General features: G+C 75.9%; 14 protein-coding genes and 1 pseudogene. 12 read left to right on the plus strand and 3 right to left on the minus strand.

Translation table 11 applies throughout. The features are described from left to right. The first annotated feature begins 188 nt into the window (after positions 1-188). From MUU72_RS21660 to MUU72_RS21670, 3 genes are read left to right on the plus strand one after another with little or no spacing between them, the layout of a single operon-like run. Entirely contained in the window at positions 189-1,187 is a 999-nt protein-coding gene (locus MUU72_RS21660; RefSeq protein WP_372503235.1) for an NADPH:quinone oxidoreductase family protein, read from the plus strand. Then, entirely contained in the window at positions 1,184-2,368 is a 1,185-nt protein-coding gene (locus tag MUU72_RS21665) for an acyl-CoA dehydrogenase family protein (RefSeq protein WP_248015006.1), read from the plus strand. Before MUU72_RS21660 ends, MUU72_RS21665 begins: the two co-directional genes overlap by 4 nt. After that, complete coding sequence (locus MUU72_RS21670; protein ID WP_248015007.1) at positions 2,365-3,510, plus strand: acyl-CoA dehydrogenase family protein; 1,146 nt, start codon at positions 2,365-2,367, stop codon at positions 3,508-3,510. Before MUU72_RS21665 ends, MUU72_RS21670 begins: the two co-directional genes overlap by 4 nt. Before the next feature lie 36 nt (positions 3,511-3,546). Here MUU72_RS21670 and MUU72_RS21675 read toward each other — a convergent pair whose 3' ends face one another. Further along, positions 3,547-4,137 carry a hypothetical protein gene (locus MUU72_RS21675; protein ID WP_248015008.1) on the minus strand — a complete coding sequence of 197 codons (591 nt, stop codon included), beginning with the start codon at positions 4,135-4,137 and terminating at the stop codon, positions 3,547-3,549. 215 nt (positions 4,138-4,352) lie between these two features. Here MUU72_RS21675 and MUU72_RS21680 point away from each other — a divergent pair, with 215 nt between their 5' ends. From MUU72_RS21680 to MUU72_RS21715, 8 genes and pseudogenes are all read left to right on the plus strand, one after another. Then, complete coding sequence (locus MUU72_RS21680) at positions 4,353-5,717, plus strand: hypothetical protein (RefSeq protein WP_248015009.1); 1,365 nt, start codon at positions 4,353-4,355, stop codon at positions 5,715-5,717. Between the two features lie 544 nt (positions 5,718-6,261). Further along, complete coding sequence (locus MUU72_RS21685; RefSeq protein ID WP_248015010.1) at positions 6,262-7,488, plus strand: S1 family peptidase; 1,227 nt, start codon at positions 6,262-6,264, stop codon at positions 7,486-7,488. Between the two features lie 168 nt (positions 7,489-7,656). Then, positions 7,657-9,251, plus strand: a pseudogene (locus tag MUU72_RS21690) (ABC transporter substrate-binding protein). Between the two features lie 47 nt (positions 9,252-9,298). Next, positions 9,299-10,255 (plus strand): ABC transporter permease, encoded by a 957-nt coding sequence (locus MUU72_RS21695; protein WP_372503236.1) that lies wholly within the window; start codon positions 9,299-9,301, stop codon positions 10,253-10,255. Beyond that, positions 10,248-11,126, plus strand: a complete 879-nt coding sequence (locus MUU72_RS21700) for an ABC transporter permease (RefSeq protein WP_248015011.1) — start codon at positions 10,248-10,250, stop codon at positions 11,124-11,126. The genes MUU72_RS21695 and MUU72_RS21700 overlap by 8 nt, the downstream gene beginning before the upstream one ends. Before the next feature lie 62 nt (positions 11,127-11,188). Beyond that, positions 11,189-12,124 carry an ABC transporter ATP-binding protein gene (locus tag MUU72_RS21705; RefSeq protein WP_248015062.1) on the plus strand — a complete coding sequence of 312 codons (936 nt, stop codon included), beginning with the start codon at positions 11,189-11,191 and terminating at the stop codon, positions 12,122-12,124. Then, the gene (locus tag MUU72_RS21710) at positions 12,108-12,788 is read left to right on the plus strand and encodes an ABC transporter ATP-binding protein (protein ID WP_248015012.1); all 681 of its coding nucleotides are present in this window, start codon (positions 12,108-12,110) and stop codon (positions 12,786-12,788) included. Before MUU72_RS21705 ends, MUU72_RS21710 begins: the two co-directional genes overlap by 17 nt. A 95-nt stretch (positions 12,789-12,883) precedes the next feature. Then, positions 12,884-13,360 (plus strand): acyl-CoA thioesterase, encoded by a 477-nt coding sequence (locus tag MUU72_RS21715; protein WP_248015063.1) that lies wholly within the window; start codon positions 12,884-12,886, stop codon positions 13,358-13,360. Positions 13,361-13,979: 619 nt separating this feature from the next. Here MUU72_RS21715 and MUU72_RS35375 read toward each other — a convergent pair. Further along, on the minus strand, positions 13,980-14,114 hold the full coding sequence (locus MUU72_RS35375; RefSeq protein WP_282504416.1) for a hypothetical protein: 135 nt from the start codon (positions 14,112-14,114) through the stop codon (positions 13,980-13,982). Positions 14,115-14,360: 246 nt separating this feature from the next. On the opposite strand from MUU72_RS35375, the gene MUU72_RS21720 reads away from it, so the two are divergent. Next, complete coding sequence (locus MUU72_RS21720; protein ID WP_248015013.1) at positions 14,361-15,863, plus strand: FGGY-family carbohydrate kinase; 1,503 nt, start codon at positions 14,361-14,363, stop codon at positions 15,861-15,863. 144 nt (positions 15,864-16,007) lie between these two features. On the opposite strand, the gene lysX is transcribed toward MUU72_RS21720, so the two are convergent. Then, positions 16,008-19,325: a bifunctional lysylphosphatidylglycerol synthetase/lysine--tRNA ligase LysX gene (gene lysX, locus MUU72_RS21725; protein ID WP_248015014.1), complete on the minus strand. Its 3,318-nt coding sequence runs from the start codon at positions 19,323-19,325 to the stop codon at positions 16,008-16,010. Positions 19,326-19,386 lie beyond the last annotated feature (61 nt).

Genomic DNA, 19,386 nt, shown 5'->3' on the forward strand with positions numbered 1-19,386 from the left:
CGGCCCGGCTGCCTGCCCCTGCCGTTGGCAGGCTCCCGCCCGGCGGCGTCCGGGCCGGCCCGCACACCCTCCGGGCGGGTGCGGCCGGAACTGTTCCCCGGCGGATACCGACCGCTTAGTATGCGCCGTGGCGGGGGCCGCGCCCGGCCCCGCACCGGCCGAACGACGCACGTCTGTGGAGGCACCAGGTGAAGGCATGGCGGGTACACGCGAACGGTGAACCGCGAGCGGTGATGCGGCTGGAGGAGGTGCCCGACCCGCAGCCCGGCCCGGGCCAGCTGCTGCTGCGGGTACGGGCCGCGGGCGTCAACTTCCCCGACGCGCTGCTGTGCCGGGGTCAGTACCAGGTCCGGCCGCCGCTCCCGTTCACCCCCGGCGTGGAGATCTGCGGAGAGGTCGTGGCCGCCGGCGAGGGCACCGGCGCCGTCCCGGGCACCCGCGTCCTGGCCCAGCCGCCGCTGCCCGGCGGCGGCTTCGCCGAACTGGCCGTGGCCGGCGCCGACACCGTCCGTCCGGCCCCCGAGGCGCTGGACGACGCCGAGGCCGCCGCCCTCCACATCGGCTACCAGACCGGCTGGTTCGGCCTGCACCGCCGGGCCCGGCTCCAGCCCGGCGAGACGCTGCTGGTGCACGCCGCGGCCGGCGGGGTGGGCAGCGCCGCGGTCCAGCTCGGCAAGGCCGCCGGCGCCCGCGTGATCGGCGTCGTGGGCGGCCCCGAAAAGGCCCGCACCGCCCGGGAACTGGGCTGCGACCTGGTCCTGGACCGGCGCACCGACGACCTCGTCGCAGCCGTCAAGGACGCCACCGGCGGCCGCGGCGCCGACGTGGTCTACGACCCGGTGGGCGGCGACGCCTACACCAAGTCCGCCAAGTGCGTCGCGTTCGAGGGCCGGATCGTCGTCGTCGGCTTCGCCGGCGGCACCATCCCCACCCCCGCCCTCAACCACGCCCTGGTCAAGAACTACGCCATCCTCGGCCTGCACTGGGGCCTGTACACCACCCACGACCCGGCCGCCGTCGACGCCTGCCACGAGGAGCTGACCAAGCTCGCCGGGCAGGGCGCGATCCGGCCGCTGATCGGCGGCCGGCTCCCGCTGTCCGCCGCGGCCGAGGCCGTCCAGCGGGTCGCCGACGGGGACTCCACCGGCCGCCTGGTGGTGCTGCCCGGCGCGGAGGCGGTCCGATGACCGACGCCGCCGGACTGCGCCGCCGCACCGCGGAGTTGCTCGCCGCGCACCCGCCGGCCACCACCGGCCGGCTGGACTTCCTGCGCGCCCGCTTCGACGCCGGCCTGGCCTGGGTGCACTTCCCCGCCGGCCTCGGCGGACTGGACGCCCCGCGCGCCCTCCAGGCCGTCGTGGACGCCGAACTGGCCGCCGCCGGTGCCCCCGGCAACGACCCCGGCCGGATCGGCATCGGCCTCGGCATGGCCGCCCCCACCCTCCTCCGCTACGGCACCGACGCGCAGAAGAAGCGCTTCCTGCGGCCGCTGTGGACCGGCGAGGAGGTGTGGTGCCAGCTCTTCAGCGAACCGGGTGCCGGATCCGACCTGGCCGCGCTCGCCACCCGCGCGGTCCGCGACGGCGACGGGGACTGGGTGGTGGACGGCCAGAAGGTCTGGACGTCCAGCGCCCACCTGGCGCGCTGGGCGATCCTGGTCGCCCGCACCGACCCGGCCGTCCCCAAGCACCGCGGCCTGACGTACTTCCTGTGCGATATGACCGCCCCCGGCGTCGAGGTGCGGCCGCTGCGCCAGATCACCGGCGAGGCGGAGTTCAACGAGGTGTTCCTGACCGGCGTGCGGATCCCCGACGCGCACCGCCTCGGCGCGGTCGGCGACGGCTGGCAGGTCGCCCGGACCACCCTGATGAACGAACGGGTCGCCATCGGCGGCGCCCGCCTCCCGCGCGAGGGCGGCATGATCGGCGTCGCCGCGGCCGCCTGGCGCGACCACCCCGAACTGCGCACCCACGACCTGCACCAGCGGCTGCTGACCCTGTGGGTGGAGGCCGAGGCCGCCCGCCTCACCGGCGAACGGCTGCGCCAGCAGCTGTCCCAGGGGCAGCCGGGGCCCGAAGGCAGCGGCATGAAGCTGGCGTTCGCCCGGCTCGCCCAGCGGATCAGCGGCTGGGAGGTGGAGTTCCGCGGCGAGGACGGGCTCACCTACGACGACTGGACGCTGCGCCGCCCCGAGGGCGTCGACTTCACCGGCCGCGAGGCCGGCTACCGCTATCTGCGCGCCAAGGGGAACTCCATCGAGGGAGGCACCTCCGAAGTGCTGCTCAACATCGTCGCCGAGCGCGTCCTGGGCCTGCCGTCCGAGCCGCGCACCGACAAGGACGTCGCGTGGAAGGACCTCCCCCGATGACCCAGGCGCCCCCGGCCGCCGAGCCGGACCTGCTGTACTCCGACGAGGAGGAAGCCCTGCGCGCCGCGGTACGGGCCCTGCTCGCCGACCGCTGCGCTCCGGCCACGGTGCTCGCCTCCCTGGAGAGCGGCCGCCCGTACGACAGCGCCCTGTGGCAGGCCCTGACCGGGGAGATCGGCGCGGCCGGACTGCTGGTCCCCGAACACCTCGGCGGGCAGGGCGCCGGCCCCCGGGAGACCGCCGTGGTCCTGGAGGAACTGGGCCGTGCGGTGGCGCCGGTCCCGTACCTGACCAGCGCGGTCCTCGCGGTGACCGCGCTGCTGGGCTGCGACCCCGCCCGCCCGGAGGTGGCCGGCCCGCTCGCCGGGCTCGCCGCCGGCCGCACCACCGGCGCCCTCGCTGTCCCGCTGACCGCGGCGCCCGGCGCGGCCGGCCCGCCCACCGTCCGCGCGGACCGCGCCGGCGCGCTCACCGGCCGGGTCACCTCGGTCGCCGACGCCGCCGGCGCCGGTCTGCTGCTCGTCCCCGCCCTGGGCCCGGACGGGCCGGCGCTGTACGCGGTGGACGCCGCGGCGGACGGGGTGCGCACCGAGCCGGTCACCCCGCTCGACCTGACCCGGCCGCTTGCCCACCTCGCCCTCGACCGGGCTCCCGGCCGGCTGCTGGCCGCCGGGGACCGGGCGCGGGCCGCCGTGGACCGCGCCCTGCTCACCGGCGCCGGACTGCTCGCCTCGGAACAGCTCGGCCTCGCCGAATGGTGCCTGGCCGAAACTGTGCGGTACACCCGCGAACGCACCCAGTTCGGCCGCCCGGTCGGGTCGTTCCAGGCGCTCAAGCACCGGATGGCCGCGCTGTGGCTGGACCTCGCCTCGGCCCGGGCGGTGGCCCGCAACGCCGCCGACGCGCTGGCCGGCGGTACCCCGGACGCCCCGGTGGCGGTCGCGGTGGCCCAGGCGTACTGCGCGCCGGTGGCGGTGCGGGCCGCCGAGGAGTGCCTCCAGCTGCACGGCGGCATCGGCATGACCTGGGAGCACCCGGTCCACCTCTTCCTCAAGCGGGCCAAGAGCGACGAACTCGCCCTCGGCACACCGGGCCGCCACCGGGAGGCACTGGCCGCTCCGGTCGGTCTGCCCGCGCCGTAGCCCGGCGGCGCACCGGGCCGTCGGCGGGCGGCCCGGTCAGCCGGTGACCGCGAACGGCCGGCTGAAGGCGCGGGTGGTGCCGTTGCCGGCGGCCACCTCCAGGGCGTACACCGGGCCGGGCGGCACCGCGGGCAGGGTCACGAGCGCCTCGCCGGCCCGCCCGGCGCCGGCCCGCGGGGAGACCAGCGCCAGCCGCTGTATGCGGCCCCGGCCCGCGGCGGCGTTCAGCCACACGTCGACATCGGTGCCGGTGGTGTTGGTCCAGGCGACCGGGAAGCTGCCGTTCGCCCGCAGGGCCGCCGGGCCGGCCGGGCCCAGGACCCGGATCCGCCCGGCCGCCGGCCGGCCGCCGGGCCGGGGGAGCGGCGCGCCGGGCCGCGGGCCCTGGGCGCGGACCGCCGCGGAGCCCAGGGAGGTGATCGCGGCGCGCGCGGCCGGGCCGGGCCGGCCGGGGCCGGTGACCGCGGCGCGGCCCGCAGTGGCCGGGCGGGCGGCGGCGGGGGCGGGGGCGGCGGGCTGCTCCGCTCCGGAGCGGGTGGGGGCCAGTTCGAGGACCAGCGTGCAGCCGACCGCGGTGGCGGCGACGGCGATGGCGAGGGAGTTGGCCGTCTCGGCGACCCTGCCCATCGCGTCCTCCTTTCCTCGGGGGGAGGGACGAGCCGGAACATCCCCGGCGACCTTGATCATCAAAAAGCCGCGCCCGGCGACCACCTGCATGGCCAGCCCCGGCGCGACAGGGCCGGCGCGCGGGCGGATACTCCCCGCCGCCCCCGGCCCGCCGGTAAAGAATCCGTAAAGCGCCGAGGATGTCCGGAAAGTGCGGTTCGGGTAGCGTCGGAGCCATGACGACCGCGACCCGCCGTGTGCTGATCGGACCGGTGCTGCTGCTCCTGGCGGCCCTCCTCGCGCTGGCCACCGCGGTCGCTCCCGGCGCGCACGCGGTGGGAGGACTGGACGAGGCGGCGGCCGCCCTGCGCAAGGGGCCGGTCTACGTCGACCCCCGCGCCTCGGGTCAGTTTTCGGCCAGTCAGGCGGACGCGCTGGCCCGGAAGATCAAGGACGCCGGCAAACCGGTCTTCGTCGCCGTCCTGCCCCGCACCCCCGACTACCCGCCCGCGACCCTCCTGCGCGACCTGCGCACCAAGGTCGGCATCAGCGGCGTCTACGCCGTCGAGCTGGGTGGCGGCTTCAACGCCGGCGCCGACCCCCGGGTGATGCCGCGCACCGCCGTCCAGAACCTCGTCGGCGCCGTCAAGCGCTCCCAGTACCCGACCACCGGCGAACGCGTCAACAGCTTCGTCGACACCGCCCTCACCGAGGCCCACGGCCACGCCCCGGCCTCCTGGGGCGGCACCGGTGGCGGCTTCGGCACCGGCACCGCCGTCGGCCTCGGCGTACTGATCGCCGTCGGGGGCGGCGGCGCCTACGCCCTCGCCCGCCGCAACCGCCGCCGCCGCGCGGAGGAGGAGCGCGCCGCCCTGGAGGAGCTGCGGGTGGTGGTCGACGAGGACATCACCGCCTTCGGCGAGGAACTGGACCGGCTGGACTTCGACCCGGGCGAGCCCGGCGCCGACGACGCGATGCGCGCCGACTACGCCCGCGCCCTGGACGCCTACGAGGAGGCCAAGTCCGCGATGGCCGCCGCCCGGCACCCCGGCGACGTGCGGGCCGTGACCAGCCGGCTGGAGGAGGGCCGCTTCGCACTCGCCACCCTCGCCGCGCGCCGCGCCGGCCGGCCGCTGCCGGAGCGCCGGCTGCCGTGCTTCTTCGACCCCCGGCACGGCCCCTCGGTCACCGACGCGGTCTGGGCGCCGCCCGGCGGCGCCGAGCGCACCGTCCCGGTCTGCGCCGCCGACCGGGCCCGCCTGGACGACGGCCGCGAACCGCTGGCCCGCACGGTCCGCACCCCCTACGGCGACCGCCCCTACTGGGACGCCGGCCCCGCCTACGCCCCCTGGGCCGGCGGCTACTTCGGCGGCGGCCTGCTCCCGGGGCTGCTGGCCGGCACCGTGCTCGGCCACCTGATGCTCACCACCCCCGCGTACGGCGCCGACCTCGGCGGCTACGGTGGCCCGGACGGCGGCGACGTCACCGGCGCGGACTTCGACCCCGGTGGCTTCGGCGGCGGTTTCAGCGACGGCGGCGGTTTCGGCGACGGCGGCGACTTCGGGGGCGGCGGCGACGGGGGCTTCGGCGGCGGCTTCTGAACCCGCTGCGCCCGCGCCCGCGGTCCGTGCCCGGCCTGGCGCCCGGTGCTGAGGCGCAGCCCGTCCGGCCCTCGCGCCCGGCCCCGTGCCAGGTCCTCGGGTGCGCCCCGTCCGGCCCCCGCGCCCGGCCCCGCGTCCGCCCCTGAGGCACACCCCGTGCGGCTCCGCGCCCCCTGCCCGCCCCCGACCCCGCCGCCCCGCGCCCCGTACGGTGACGCCCCCGGTCCCGCCCCCGGGGGCGTCACCGTGCCCGGGGCCGCCGCCGCAGCCACCCTGACGGTCATTCAGGTGGCCCCGCTCCCGGATGGCGGGCGGCCGAGCAGGGGACGTTGCGCGGTGCCCGGGGCGGCGCCGGGCGCCTGACCGGGCCGCGCACGGCGGGGACTTGGGACCGGCCGGCCGGGGACCGCCGCCCCGCCGCCCGGGGGCGCTCCCCGTGCCCCCCGCCGCGGTGTCCAGGAGTCTCGTCTAGGGCCGACCCCTGCACCCGCCCGGTCCGGCCCGCGCCGGAGGGCGGGTACCCGACACCGCGAGGAGACCCCCGATGGAACGCCGCATTCGCAAGGCCGCGCTCTGGAGCGCGGCCGCGGCCGCCGTGCTGGCGGCCGTCGCCCCGAACGGCCCGGCGCGGGCCCTGCCGCAGTCCGGCCCCGGCCCCCGGCCCACCCCGCGCGGCATGCTCGACGCGATGCGCCGGGACCTCGGACTCTCCCCGGCCCAGGCCCGGACCCGCCTCGCCCAGGAGGCCGAGGCGCAGCACGCCGCCCTCGCGGTCCGCCGGGCACTGGCCGCGCCGCCGGCCGGGATGTGGTTCGACAAGGCGTCCGGCCGGCTGGTCGTCGCGGTCACCGGCCCGGCCGACGCCCGCCGGGTCCGGGCCGCCGGCGCGGTGCCCAAGACCGTCCGGCACGACCGGGCGGCGCTGCGCGCGGTGGTGCGGCGGATCACCGAACGGGCCGGCCGGGGCGTACCGGGCGTCACCGGCTGGGGCATCGACGAACGCGCCAACGGCGTGGTGGTGCGGGTCGACCGGGCCACCCGCACCCGGCGCACCGCGGGCTTCGAGGGCGACGTCCGGCGGATCGCGGTCCGGGCGCGGGTCCCGGTCACCGTCGAGCGCAGCGACCAGGCGCCGCGCCAGCAGAACGGCACGGTCATCGGCGGGGAGCGCTGGATGCCGGGCGCCGACGGGATCTGCTCGATCGGCTTCTCGGTGACCGGCCCCGGCGCCTTCCGGGGCTTTCTGACCGCCGGCCACTGCACGCTGAAGGCCAACCAGCCGGCGTTCGGCAAGGACGGCAGCCGCCTGGGCACCTCCAACCCCGGCGGTACGCACAGCGTCAACGCCTTCGAGGGCGACTTCGGGCTGGTCGCCGTCGACCAGCCCGGCTGGCAGCTGAGTCCGGCGGTGGCCGGCCAGGGCGGCAGTCCGGTCGCCGTCACCGGCACGCAGGAGGGCATCGTCGGGATGTCGATCTGCCACTCGGGTCAGACCAGCGGCTGGCACTGCGGGGAGATCACCCGCACCGACCAGACCGTGGACTACGGCACCACCGTCATCTCCGGACTCTCCTTCACCAACGCCTGCTCCGCGGCGGGGGATTCGGGCGGTTCGTACGTCTCCCAGCCCGGCGCCCCGAAGGCCGTCGGGGTGCACTCCGGCGGCGGCGCGGCGACCTGCGACATCGGCGGGGACACCGTCACCATCTTCCAGCCGGTCGGCGAGCCGCTGCGGAAGTGGGGCCTGAAGCTGGTCACCGGCGCCCCCTGACACCCCGCCGGCCCCGCCGCCGCCCGGCCCGGTCCCGGGAGCCCCGGCCCCCGAAGCACACCGGGGCCACCCGGGACCGGTTCATGACCACACCTTTACGACTGTTTTAATGGCAACCGCTCCTGCGAGCGATGCGCAACAACAGTCGATCTTCAAGAAGGGTGGGGCATGACGTCCCGGTCCATACGGCGAGGCGCCACCACGGCGCTGGCGGCCACCCTGGCGCTCACCGCGGCGGCCTGCGCCGCCCCCGACACCGGCCGGGGCAGCGGCAAACCCGCCGACACCGCCGTCGTCGGCATCGCCTACGAACCGGAAACCCTCAGCCCGCTCCTCGGCTACGGCAAGGACGGCAACTCCAAGATCTTCGACGGGCTGCTCACCCACGACGCGCAGATGCGCCTCAAGCCCGCCCTCGCCGCCGCCCTCCCCACCGTCACCGACGGCGGCACCACCTACACCTACCCCCTCCGCAAGGGCGTCACCTTCAGCGACGGCACCCCCTTCACCGCCGACGACGTGGTCTTCACCTACGACACCATCCTCGACGAGAAGACCAACAACGCCTCCAAGGCCGAACTCGACGCCCTGGAGAAGGTCGAGAAGAAGGACGACCACACCGTCGTCTTCCACCTCAAGTACCCCTACGCCCCCTTCGCCGAGCGCACCGTCCTGCCCATCGCCCCCCGCCACATCGCCGGCACGCAGGACGTCAACACCGGCTCCTTCACCACCCACCCCGTCGGCACCGGCCCCTACACCCTCACCGCCTGGTCCAAGGGCGAGAAGCTCACTTTCACCGCCAACCCCCACTACTGGGGCGGCGTACCCAAGGTCAAGCACCTCACCATGGCGATCATCAAGGACGACGACGTCCGCGCCACCCGGCTGCGCTCCGGCGACCTCGACGGCGCCATCCTCCCGCCCGAACTCGCCGCCACCTTCAAGGGCGACAAGCACCGCACCACCCTCGCCGCCACGACCTTCGACTACCGCAACGTCACCCTCCCCACCGCCAACCCCGTCACCGCCGACCGCGCCGTCCGGCAGGCCCTGGACCTCGCCGTGGACCGCCAGGCCATGGTCAAGGGCATCCTCAGCGGCGCCGGCAAGCCCGCCTACGGGCCGGTGCCCACCGACAGCCCCTGGTTCGCCAAGGGCACCGAACGCCCCCACGACCCGAACAAGGCCCAACGCCTCCTCGACGACGCCGGCTGGACGAAGGGCCCCGACGGCATCCGCGCCAAGGACGGCCGGCGCGCCGCCTTCACCCTCTGGTACCTCTCCGGCGACAAACTCCGCCAGGAACACGCCCTCGCCTTCGCCTCCGACGCCAAGAAGGCCGGCATCGAGGTCACCGTCGAATCCGGCACCTGGGAAGCCATCGAACCCCGCATGAAGCAGGACGCCGTCCTCGCCGGCGGCGGCAGCCCCGCCGACCCCGACTTCGACCAGTACCTCCTCCTGCACTCCTCCCTCGCCGGCGACGGCTTCAACAACATGTCCCGGTACGCCACCCCACCGTCGACGCCCAGCTCGTCGCGGCCCGCCGCACCGACGACCGGCACGCCCGCAAGGCCGCCTACGACGCCGTCCAGCGCGAACTCGCCAAGGACCCCGCCTACCTCTTCCTCACCCACGTCGACCACCTCTACGTGACCGACGACCGCTGGCAGCACCTCACCACCCAGGTCGAACCGCACGACCACGGCCTGGCCTCCGGCCCCTGGTGGAACGTCGAGGACTGGCAGCCCGCCACGTGACCACCCGCCACCCCCTGGCCGCCCTCCCCTGGGGACCGATGGCGCGGATGGCGGCCCGGCGCGCCCTGACCGCCGTGCCCGTCCTCCTCGCCGTCACCCTCGGGGTCTTCGCGATCGCCGCCGCCTCCCCGTTCGACCCGGTCCGCGCCTACGCCGGCACCGCCGGCCTCACCGCCTCCCAGGAGAACCTCGACCAGATCCGCCACAACCTCGGCGCCGACCGCCCCCTGCTCGGCCGCTGGTGGGACTGGCTCACCCACGCCCTCACCGGCGACCTCGGCGACTCCGCCGCCCTGCGCGCCCCGGTCTCCCAGGTCATCGGCGAACGCCTCGGCTGGTCGGTCCTGCTGTGCGCCCTCGCCTTCACCCTCGCCGTGGCCGCCGGCACCGCCCTCGGCGTCCTGGCCGCCCGCCGCCGCGGCGGCCTCCTCGACCGCGCCGTCACCGCCACCGCCTACGTCCTCGAAGCCGCCCCGCCCTACTGGCTCGGCCTCCTCGCGGTCTGGCTCGGCGCCCTCCAGCTCGGCATCCTCCCCGCCGGCGGCCTCACCGACACCGGCAGCGCCACCGCCACCGCCGGCCAGATCGCCCGCCACCTCGCCCTGCCCGTCCTCGTCCTGGCCACCTCCCAGCTCCCGTGGTTCGTCCTCTACGTCCGGCAGGGCGTCGCCGACGCCCTCGACGAGGACCCCGTACGCGGCGCCCGCGCCCGCGGCCTGCGCGAACGCACCGTCCTGCGGCACCACGCGCTGCGCGCCGGACTCCTGCCCGTCCTCACCCTGATCGGCTCCCGGGTCCCCGAACTCATCACCGGCGCCCTCCTGGTGGAGACCGTCTTCAGCTGGCCCGGCATCGCCGCCGCCACCGTCCAGGCCGCCACAAGCGTCGACTTCCCGCTGCTGGCCGCGCTCACCGCCCTGGCCACCGCCGCAGTCCTGGCCGGCAACCTGCTCTCCGACCTGCTGTACGGACTCGCCGACCCCAGAGTGGGCTTCGATGGCTAGCACCACCGCCCCCGCACCCCGCGCCCGCGCCCGCCGCGCCGCGGGCGCCCGCCACACCCTGCGCCTGCGGGCCTCCGCCGCCGTCCTGGCCGCCCTCGTCCTCGCCGTCCTCCTCGTCCCGCTGCTGTTCCCCCTGGACCAGCAGGCCGTCGACCTGGCCGGCAAACTCCGGCCGCCGTCCGCCGCCCACCCCTTCGGCACCGACGAGGTCGGCCGCGACCTGCTGCTCCGCTGCGTCTACGGCCTGCGGGTCTCCCTCCTCGTCGGCGTCGTCGCCGCCCTGACCGCCACCGTCGCCGGCACCGCCGTCGGCGCCCTGGCCGGCGCCCTCGGCGGCGCCGCCGACCGCACCGTCATGCGCCTGGTCGACCTCTTCTCCTCCGTACCGCACCTGCTGCTCGGCATCTTCATCGTCGCCATGTTCCGGCCCGGCGTCTGGCCCGTGATCCTCTCCGTGGCACTCACCCACTGGCTGTCCACCGCCCGGATCGTCCGCGCCGAAGTCCTCTCCCTGCGCTCCCGCCCCTACCTCGACGCCGCCCTGACCGGCGGCGCCTCCCGGTGGCGGATCACCGTCCGCCACCTGCTGCCCGCCGTCCTGCCGCAGGCCGGCCTCGCCGCCGTCCTGATGGTGCCGCACGCCATCTGGCACGAATCCGCGCTGTCCTTCCTCGGCCTCGGCCTGCCCGCCCACGAGGCCAGCCTCGGCATCATGGCCAACGCCGCCCGCAGCTCCCTGCTCGCCGGCGACTGGTGGCCCACCCTCTTCCCCGGCCTCTTCCTCATCGTCCCCACCCTCGCCGTCGCGGGCCTGGCCGGCGCCTGGCGGGAACGGCTCAACCCCCGCCGCCGATCGGAGCTCACGCTGTGACCGCCGCCGACCCCGCCCCCGCGCCCCTGCTCACCGTCCGCGGCCTGACCGTCCGCTTCCGGATGCCCCGCGGCCGGTCCGTCGCCGCCGTCACCGACGCCGCCTTCGACCTCGCCCCCGGCAGCTGCCTCGTCCTCGTCGGCGAGAGCGGCTGCGGCAAATCCGTCCTCGCCTCGGCCCTCCTCGGCCTGCTGCCCGGCAACGCCGAGGCCACCGGCACCGCCCGCCTCACCGACCGCCACGGCAGCACCGACCTGCTCACCGCCCCCGAAGCCGAACTGGCCCGCACGGTCCGCGGCCGCCGCATCGGCCTCATCCCGCAGAGCCCCGCCGCCCACCTCACCCCCGTCCGCACCGTCCGCTCCCAACTGGAGGAAACGGTGCGGGAGTTGACCGGAACCCCGCGCGGCACCGCACTGCGGGCGGCCGCCGTCCGCACCGCCGCCCGCGCCGCCTTCCCCGCAGACCACCTCGACCGCTACCCCCACCAGCTCTCCGGCGGCCTCGCCCAGCGCGCCGCCACCGCCCTCGCCCTGGCCGGCGACGCCCCGCTGCTGCTCGCCGACGAACCGACCACCGGCCTCGACCGCGAGTTGGTGGACCGCACCACCGACGAACTCCGCCGGCACACCCGGGCCGGCCACGCCCTGCTGATGATCACCCACGACCTGGCGGCCGCCGAACGCATCGCCGACCGGGTCGCCGTGATGTACGCCGGCCGCATCGTCGAACTCGCCGACGCCCGCCGCTTCTTCGGCACCCCCGGCCCCCGCCACCCCTACGCCCGTGCCCTCCTCGACGCCCTGCCCGACCGTGCCTTCACCCCCCTCCCCGGCATGCCGCCCGAACTCGGCGCCCTGCCGCCCGGCTGCGCCTTCGCCGCCCGCTGCGACCGCGCCACCCCCGCCTGCGCCACGCCCCCCGCACTCCGCGACGGCGTCGCCTGCCACCACCCGGTGCCGCCCGACAGGGAGACCGACCATGCTCGAACTGCGTGACATCATCGCCGGCTACGACCGCCGCACGCCCGTCCTGCGCGGCGTCTCCCTCACCCTCGCCCCCGGCGAGGCGGTCGGCCTGCTCGGCCCCAGCGGCTGCGGCAAGTCCACCCTCGCCCGGGTCGCCGCCCTGCTCCACCGCCCCGACGCCGGCACCGTCGTCCTGGACGGCACCCCCGCCCGCGGCTGGCGCCACCGGGCACCCCGCGCCCAGCGCACCGCCTTCGGCGTCCTCTTCCAGCAGCCCCGGCTCTCCGCCGACCCCCGACTGCGGCTCGCCGACCTGATCGCCGAACCCCTCCGCGCCACCGGCCGCCCGGCCGAAGTCGCCTCCCGGCTGGACGAGTTGGCGCCCCTGGTCGGCCTCGGCGGCGACCTGCTCACCCGCCGCCCGCACGAGGTCAGTGACGGCCAGCTGCAACGCGCCTGCCTGGCCCGCGCCCTCGTCCTGCGCCCCCGCTGGCTGATCTGCGACGAGATGACCGCGATGCTGGACGCCTCCACCACCGCCGCCCTGGTGGCCGTCGTCGAGACCTACCGCCGCGAGACCGGTGCCGGCGTGCTCGCCGTCGGCCACGACCGCACCCTCCTGCACCGCTGGTGCGACCGCACCGTCCACTGGACGGACCTCGCCCCCGCCCCCGCAAACCCCGGCGCCGCCTGATCACCGCCGCCTACGATGGGCCGCGCGTGACCCATGGGGAGACAGGAGCGGACGTGACCGAAGAGACGACCACCGGGGCCGGCACCGACAGGGCGATCACGGGGGCCGGCGCCGACGCGCCGGCGGCGACCGGGGCCGGTGGCGGAAGCGGCGCGCCGTTCGCCGTGCCGGTCACCGTCCGCGGCTACGAGACCGACACCCAGGGCCACCTCAACCAGAGCGTCTACCTCCAGTACGCCGAACACGCCCGCTGGTCCGCCCTCCAGGCCGCCGGCATCCCCCAGGCCACGCTGGTGGCCGGCGGTATCGGCCCGGTCACCCTCGAAACCACCATCCGCTACCGGCGCGAACTCCGCGCCGGAGACGAGGTCGAGGTCAGCTGCCGGTTCGTGTGGAGCGAGGGAAAGACGTTCACGATCGAGCAGACCGTCCGCAAGGCCGACGGCACCCCCGCCGCCGAGATCAGCGCGGTCTGCGGCATCCTCGACCTCACCGCCCGCCGCCTCGTCCCCGACCCCCGCGCGGCCCTGCGCCCCCTCGCGACCGACCCGGGGGTGCTGGGGCTGGGGTAGGACGCGGGGCGGGGGAGGAGCGCCGCTGGGGGCGGCTCGTGGGCGGGGCCCCGGGGGCCCTCGGGGCGGGGCCCCTGGGGGTGGGTCGAACGGATCCCGTAGGGGTGGCGAAGCCCCCCTGCGGGGCCCCAACGCCCGGGACCGCGGCGGATATTCCGGAGCAGCCCGGCACCCGGGGCGCTCGGGCCCGGCACCCGAAGGCGCCCGGCACCCGGAGCAGCCCGGCACCCGAAGGCGTTCGCTCCCGTTACCCGGAGACGCCCGGCCCCGCCTGCCCCTCCGACCCGCCACCACACCCCCCACCCCCGCGCTCCCGACCCGCACCCCCGCGCAGCGGCACCCCTCCCGCGCCCAGCCCCGCGCAGCGGTCCGTACACCCCACCCACCGCCCCGCGCAGCGGCCCCCGCCCCCAGCGCCCCACGGCGCCCCGCGCCACGCCCCACAGCCACCCCCCACGCCGGAAGACCCGACAACGCGGGAGGCCCGTCCAGCACCGCGCACCGGCGCTACTCTGACGGGATACGTACCGATATCAGCGCTGATTCCCTCTTCCTCAAGCCGTCCGGCCGTCCGGCCGCCCGACGGGCCGGAAGCAGCCGCACCCGGCCGGCCCGCCGCCTACCGACCCGCCTCCGCCCGGTGTGAAAGGACCCCGCCGATGTCCGTACGCACCATCGAGGCCGGCACCACCGCCACCACGTCCGCGGTCTCCGACGACCAGGGCAGCGAGATCGCCGTCTCCCGCCTCGCCACCGGCCTCCAGCGCGCCGCCGAGACCTACGTCCCCTTCCGGCGCCCCCGGCAGCCCCACCCCGCACACGCCGCCTGCTCCACCGCCCTCCACCAGGACTCCGGCGCCTCGCGCAACCCCGCCCGCGCCACCGGCCGACGCGACCCCGCCCGCACCACCCGGCGCCCGCACCCCGCCACCCCCCCACGCCCCCCGCCGCACCGACCCCACGCACCACCCCGCCCAGCCCCCCGCCCCTGGAGGCATCCGTGTCTGACCCGCACGCCCCCCCCCCCCCCCCCGACGCCATCTGGCTCGGCCTCGACCTCGGCCCCCGGAGCGCCCGCTGCCTCGCCGTCGACGGCACCGGCGCCCTCCTCGCCACCGCCGCCCGCCCCCTGACCGGCCACCGCACCGGCAACCGCCACGAACAGGACCCCGCCACCTGGTGGCCCGCGCTCGCCGAAGCCTGCCGCGAAGCCCTCACCGGACTCGACCCCCACCGCATCCGCGGCCTGGCCCTCGACGGCACCTCCGGCACCATCCTCCTCACCGACCCCCACGGCACCCCCCGCACCCCCGCCCTCATGTACGACGACGGCCGCGCCACCGACCAGGCCGCAACCTGCACCGCGGCCGGCGCCCACCTCTGGCGGGACCTCGGCTACCGCACCATGCCGCCCACCTGGGCCCTGCCCAAACTCCGCTGGCTCCTCGACCACGACCCCACCCTCGCCACCGGCTCCCGCCTCCTCCACCAGACCGACCTCATCGCCTGGCAACTCGCCGGCCGCCAACTCCCCAGCGACACCAGCCACGCCCTCACCACCGGCTACCACCTCCTCGACGAACGCTGGCCCCACGACGTCCTCGACACCCTCGCCATCCCCACCGGCCTGCTGCCCGACGTCGTCCGCCCCGGCACCGTCCTCGGCACCGTCACCCCCGGAGCCGCCGACGCCACCGGCATCCCCGCCGGCACCGCCATCGTCGCCGGCATGACCAACGACTGCGCCGCCCAGATCGGCGCCGGCGCCCTCACCCCCGGCGCCTGGAACGCCGCCCTCGGCACCACCCTCGTCCTCAAGGGCACCAGCGACCACCTCGTCCGCGACCCCGCCGGCCTCGTCCACTGCCACCGCGGCCCCGCCGGCACCTGGCTGCCCGGCGGCGCCTCCAACAGCGGCGCCGGCGTCATCTCCCACTACTTCCACGGCGAGAACCTCGACGTCCTCACCGAACAGGCCGCCGCCCAGGACCCCGACGCCGTCGCCTACCCCCTCGTCTCCACCGGCGGCGAACGCTTCCCCTTCCGCGCCCCCGAAGCCGAACCCTTCATCCTCGGCGCCACCCCCACCCGCGCCGCCGAGTTCCACGCCTACCTCCTCGGCGTCGCCTGCCTGGAACGCCTCTGCTTCGACTACCTCGACCACCTCGGCGCCCCCACCGCCGGCCCCCTCACCTACACCGGCGGCGCCGCCCGCAACACCTACTGGTGCCGGCTGCGCGCCGAAGTCCTCGGCCGCACCGTCCACGTACCCGAACACGCCGACAGCGCCCTCGGCATGGCCGTCCTCGCCGCCACCTCCGCCGGCACCGGCCGGGCCGCGACCGCCGCCGCCATGCTCCGCCCCGGCACCGAGATCCGCCCCGCCCCCGACCGCACCGCCCGCCACCTCCCCGCCTACCGCCGCTTCGTCACCGAACTCACCGACCGCGGCTGGCTCGACCCCGCCGTCGCCGACCACGCCCTCAGCAGGACCGCACCGTGACCCACGCCCCCCCCGTCCGCCACGGCGAAACCGCCCGGCACGCGGAGCACACGCCCACAGGAGAAGACCCGCACACACGAAAAGCGCCGGGCGGGCCGGAAAGAATCCAGCCCGCCCGGCGCCCGAGGCCCCAGGCCCGGCGCGTCAGCGCCTCCGCACCAGCGGGAACGGCAGCGTCTCCCGGATCGACAGACCCGTCAGGAACATCACCAGCCGGTCCACACCGATCCCCAGACCACCCGTCGGCGGCATCGCGTACTCCAGCGCCTGGAGGAAGTCCTCGTCCAGCTCCATCGCCTCCGGGTCACCGCCCGCCGCCAGCAGCGACTGCGCGGTCAACCGCCGCCGCTGCTCCACCGGATCGGTCAGTTCCGAATACGCGGTACCCAGCTCCGTACCGAACGCCACCAGGTCCCAGCGCTCCGCCACCCGCGGGTCCTTCCGGTGCTGGCGGGTCAGCGGCGAGACATCCGTCGGGAAGTCCTTGTAGAACGTCGGCAGCGTGGTCTTCTCCTCCACCAGCCGCTCGTACATCTCCAGGACCACGTCGCCCCGGCCCATCTCCGGAGTGACCGGCACCGACGCCCCCAGGCACAGCCGCCGCAGCACATCCGGCTCGGTGTCCGCGGTGACCTCCTCGCCCAGCGCCTCCGAGATCGCCCCGTACACCGTCTTCACCGGCCACACACCCGAGATGTCGTGCTCGACCAGCCGCCCGTTCTTGTCCGCCTTGCGGGCCGTGGCGCTGCCGAACGCGGCGACCGCCGCACCCTGGATCAACTCCCGGGTCAGGTCGAGCATCACGTCGTAGTCGGCGAACGCCTGGTACGCCTCCAGCATCGTGAACTCGGGATTGTGCTTGTACGAGATGCCCTCGTTCCGGAACGTCCGCCCCATCTCGAAGACCTTCTCCATACCGCCCACGCACAGCCGCTTCAGATACAGCTCCGGCGCGATCCGCAGATACAGGTCCAGGTCGTAGGCGTTGATGTGGGTGTGGAACGGACGGGCGTTGGCACCACCGTGGATCTGCTGGAGCATCGGCGTCTCGACCTCCAGGTAACCCCGGTCGATCAGCCCCTGCCGCAGCGCCTGCACCGCCGTGCTCCGGGCCCGCACGGTGTCCCGCGCGTCCGGCGAGACGACCAGGTCCACATACCGCTGGCGGACCTTCGCCTCCGGATCCGACAGTCCGCGCCGCTTGTCCGGCAGCGGCCGCAGGCACTTCGCCGTCAGCCGCCACCCGGTGACGAACACCGTCAGCTCACCGCGGTCGCTCGCCCCGACCTCGCCCTCGGCCTCGATGTGGTCACCGAGATCCACATCCGTACCGAACCGCTCCAGCAGCTCCGCGCCGCTGTCCGCCCGGGTCAGCGCCACCTGAAGATCGCCCGACCAGTCGCGCAGCACCGCGAACAGCACCCCGCCGTGGTCCCGGACCAGCAGCACCCGCCCGGCGACCGTCACCGTCTTGCCGGTACGCGCCCCCGCCGCGGTCTCGCCGTACTCCTCGCGGACCTGGCCGAGCGTGTGCGTCCGCTGCACGCCCACCGGATACGGATCGGTGCCCGCGTCCCGCAGCCGCTCCAGCTTCCGGTGCCGCACCCGCACCTGCTCCGGCAGCGCCGCCAGCTCCCGCTCGCGCTGCTCCTCCGCCGTGGCCGGCTCCGACTCCACCAGACCCAGCTCGTCCAGCGACGGCAGACCCGCCGTGCTCGCCGGGGCCAGCACCCGCTTCTGGTGCCCCTTGCCCCACAGCTTGCCCAGACTCGGCACCGCCACGTAGCCCTCGGCGATACCCGACGCCAGCGCGATCCGGGCGAGCGCACCGGCATCCGCGTAGCACAGGAACCGCGGGTACCACTCCGGGTGGTACTTCGAGTTCGACCGGTACAGCGCCTCCAGCTGCCACCAGCGCGAGAAGAACAGCAGCAGCCGCCGCCACACCTTCAGCACCGGACCGGCACCGATCCGGGAACCCTCCTCGAACGCCGACCGGAACACCGCGAAGTTCAGCGAGATCCGCCGCACCCCCAGCGCCCCGCCCTGCGCGCACAGCTGGGCGACCATGAACTCCATCACGCCGTTCGGCGCACTGCGGTCGCGCCGCATCACATCCAGCGAGATGCCGTCCTTGCCCCACGGCACGAACGACAGCAGCGCGATCATCTTCCCGTCGCCGTCGAACGCCTCCGCCAGCAGGCAGTCACCGTCCTGCTCGTCCCCGAGCCGGTCCAGCGCCATCGAGAAACCACGCTCGGTCTCGGTGTCCCGCCAGGCATCCGCCCGGTGGATGACCTCCTGCATCTCCGCCTCGGTCAGCTCCGCGTGCCGCCGCACCCGGAACGTCGCCCCGGTGCGCTGCACACGGTTGACGGCCTGCCGCGTGACCCGCATGTCCCGGCCGTCCAGGTCGAACTCCGGGATGTGCAGGATCGCCTCGTCACCGAGCTGGAGAGCGCCCAGCCCGGCCCGCGCGAACGCCTTCGCGCCGTCCTCACTGGCCCCCATCACCGCCGGCTGCCAGCCGTACCGGCCGGCCACGTCCAGCCACGCGTCGATCGCCGGACCCCACGCCTCCCGGTCACCGACCGGATCACCACTGGCCAGGCAGACCCCGGCCTCCACCCGGTACGTCACCGCGGCCTTGCCGCTCGGCGAGAACACCACCGCCTTGTCCCGGCGGGTCGCGAAGTACCCCAGCGAGTCCTGGCTGCCGTACTTCGACAGCAGCGCCCGGATCCGGGCCTCCTCGTCACCGTGCAGCGCCGCTTCCATCCGCTGCGAACGGAACAGCGCCGCCGCCGCGTTCAGCAGCGCCAGCGCACCCAGCAGTCCCAGCAGGGTGCCGATCCAGTGCGCCGGGTGCCCCTCGACGATCCGGCCGCCGACCAGCCCGCCGCAGACCCGGTTCGCCGCCCACAGCAGGCGGTTGCCGCCGCCGCGCTCCAGCGAACCGGGCGCCAGCGACACCAGCCCCCAGCCGATCAGCACCGCCACCACGAGCCCGCCGGCCAGCACCAGCGCGGCCCGCAGGAACGCCCCGCGCCGGGTGATCGCGTAGAACTCGCGGTGCGAGACCAGCAGCAGCACCAGCGCCCCGGCGCACAGCACCAGCGAGAAGCCGAACTCCCAGTACCCCGCGGCCAGGAACAGCGCGTCGGCGAGGACGTTCAGCACCATGTACGCGACCACGAACCACAGCGCCACCCGTTTCCGCGCGGTCATCGCGGCGGCCAGGAGGAAGAGGAACGCGGCGTAAGCGAAGTTCGGGGCCACCGGGATCGTGAGCGTGTCCAGCCAGTAGATCACCGAGTGGAGTGCGCGCCGAAGGGGCCCGATCAGCGCTGTCAGGGCACAGAAAAGGCCCAGCACGCTGAAGATGATGGCGAAGCCATTGGGGACGCGGCGCCGGAAGCGCCGCCACCCCGTGAGTTGATCCTGGTCCTGCACGGTGCTCATTCCGTCACATTAGGCTCTGAAAAGGGGTCGGCAGCCCGACACGAGGCGCGCGCTCTCCGCC

The sequence above is a fragment of the Streptomyces rhizoryzae genome, assembly GCF_023155275.1.
GTDB classification, from domain to species: Bacteria; Actinomycetota; Actinomycetes; order Streptomycetales; family Streptomycetaceae; genus Streptomyces; species Streptomyces rhizoryzae.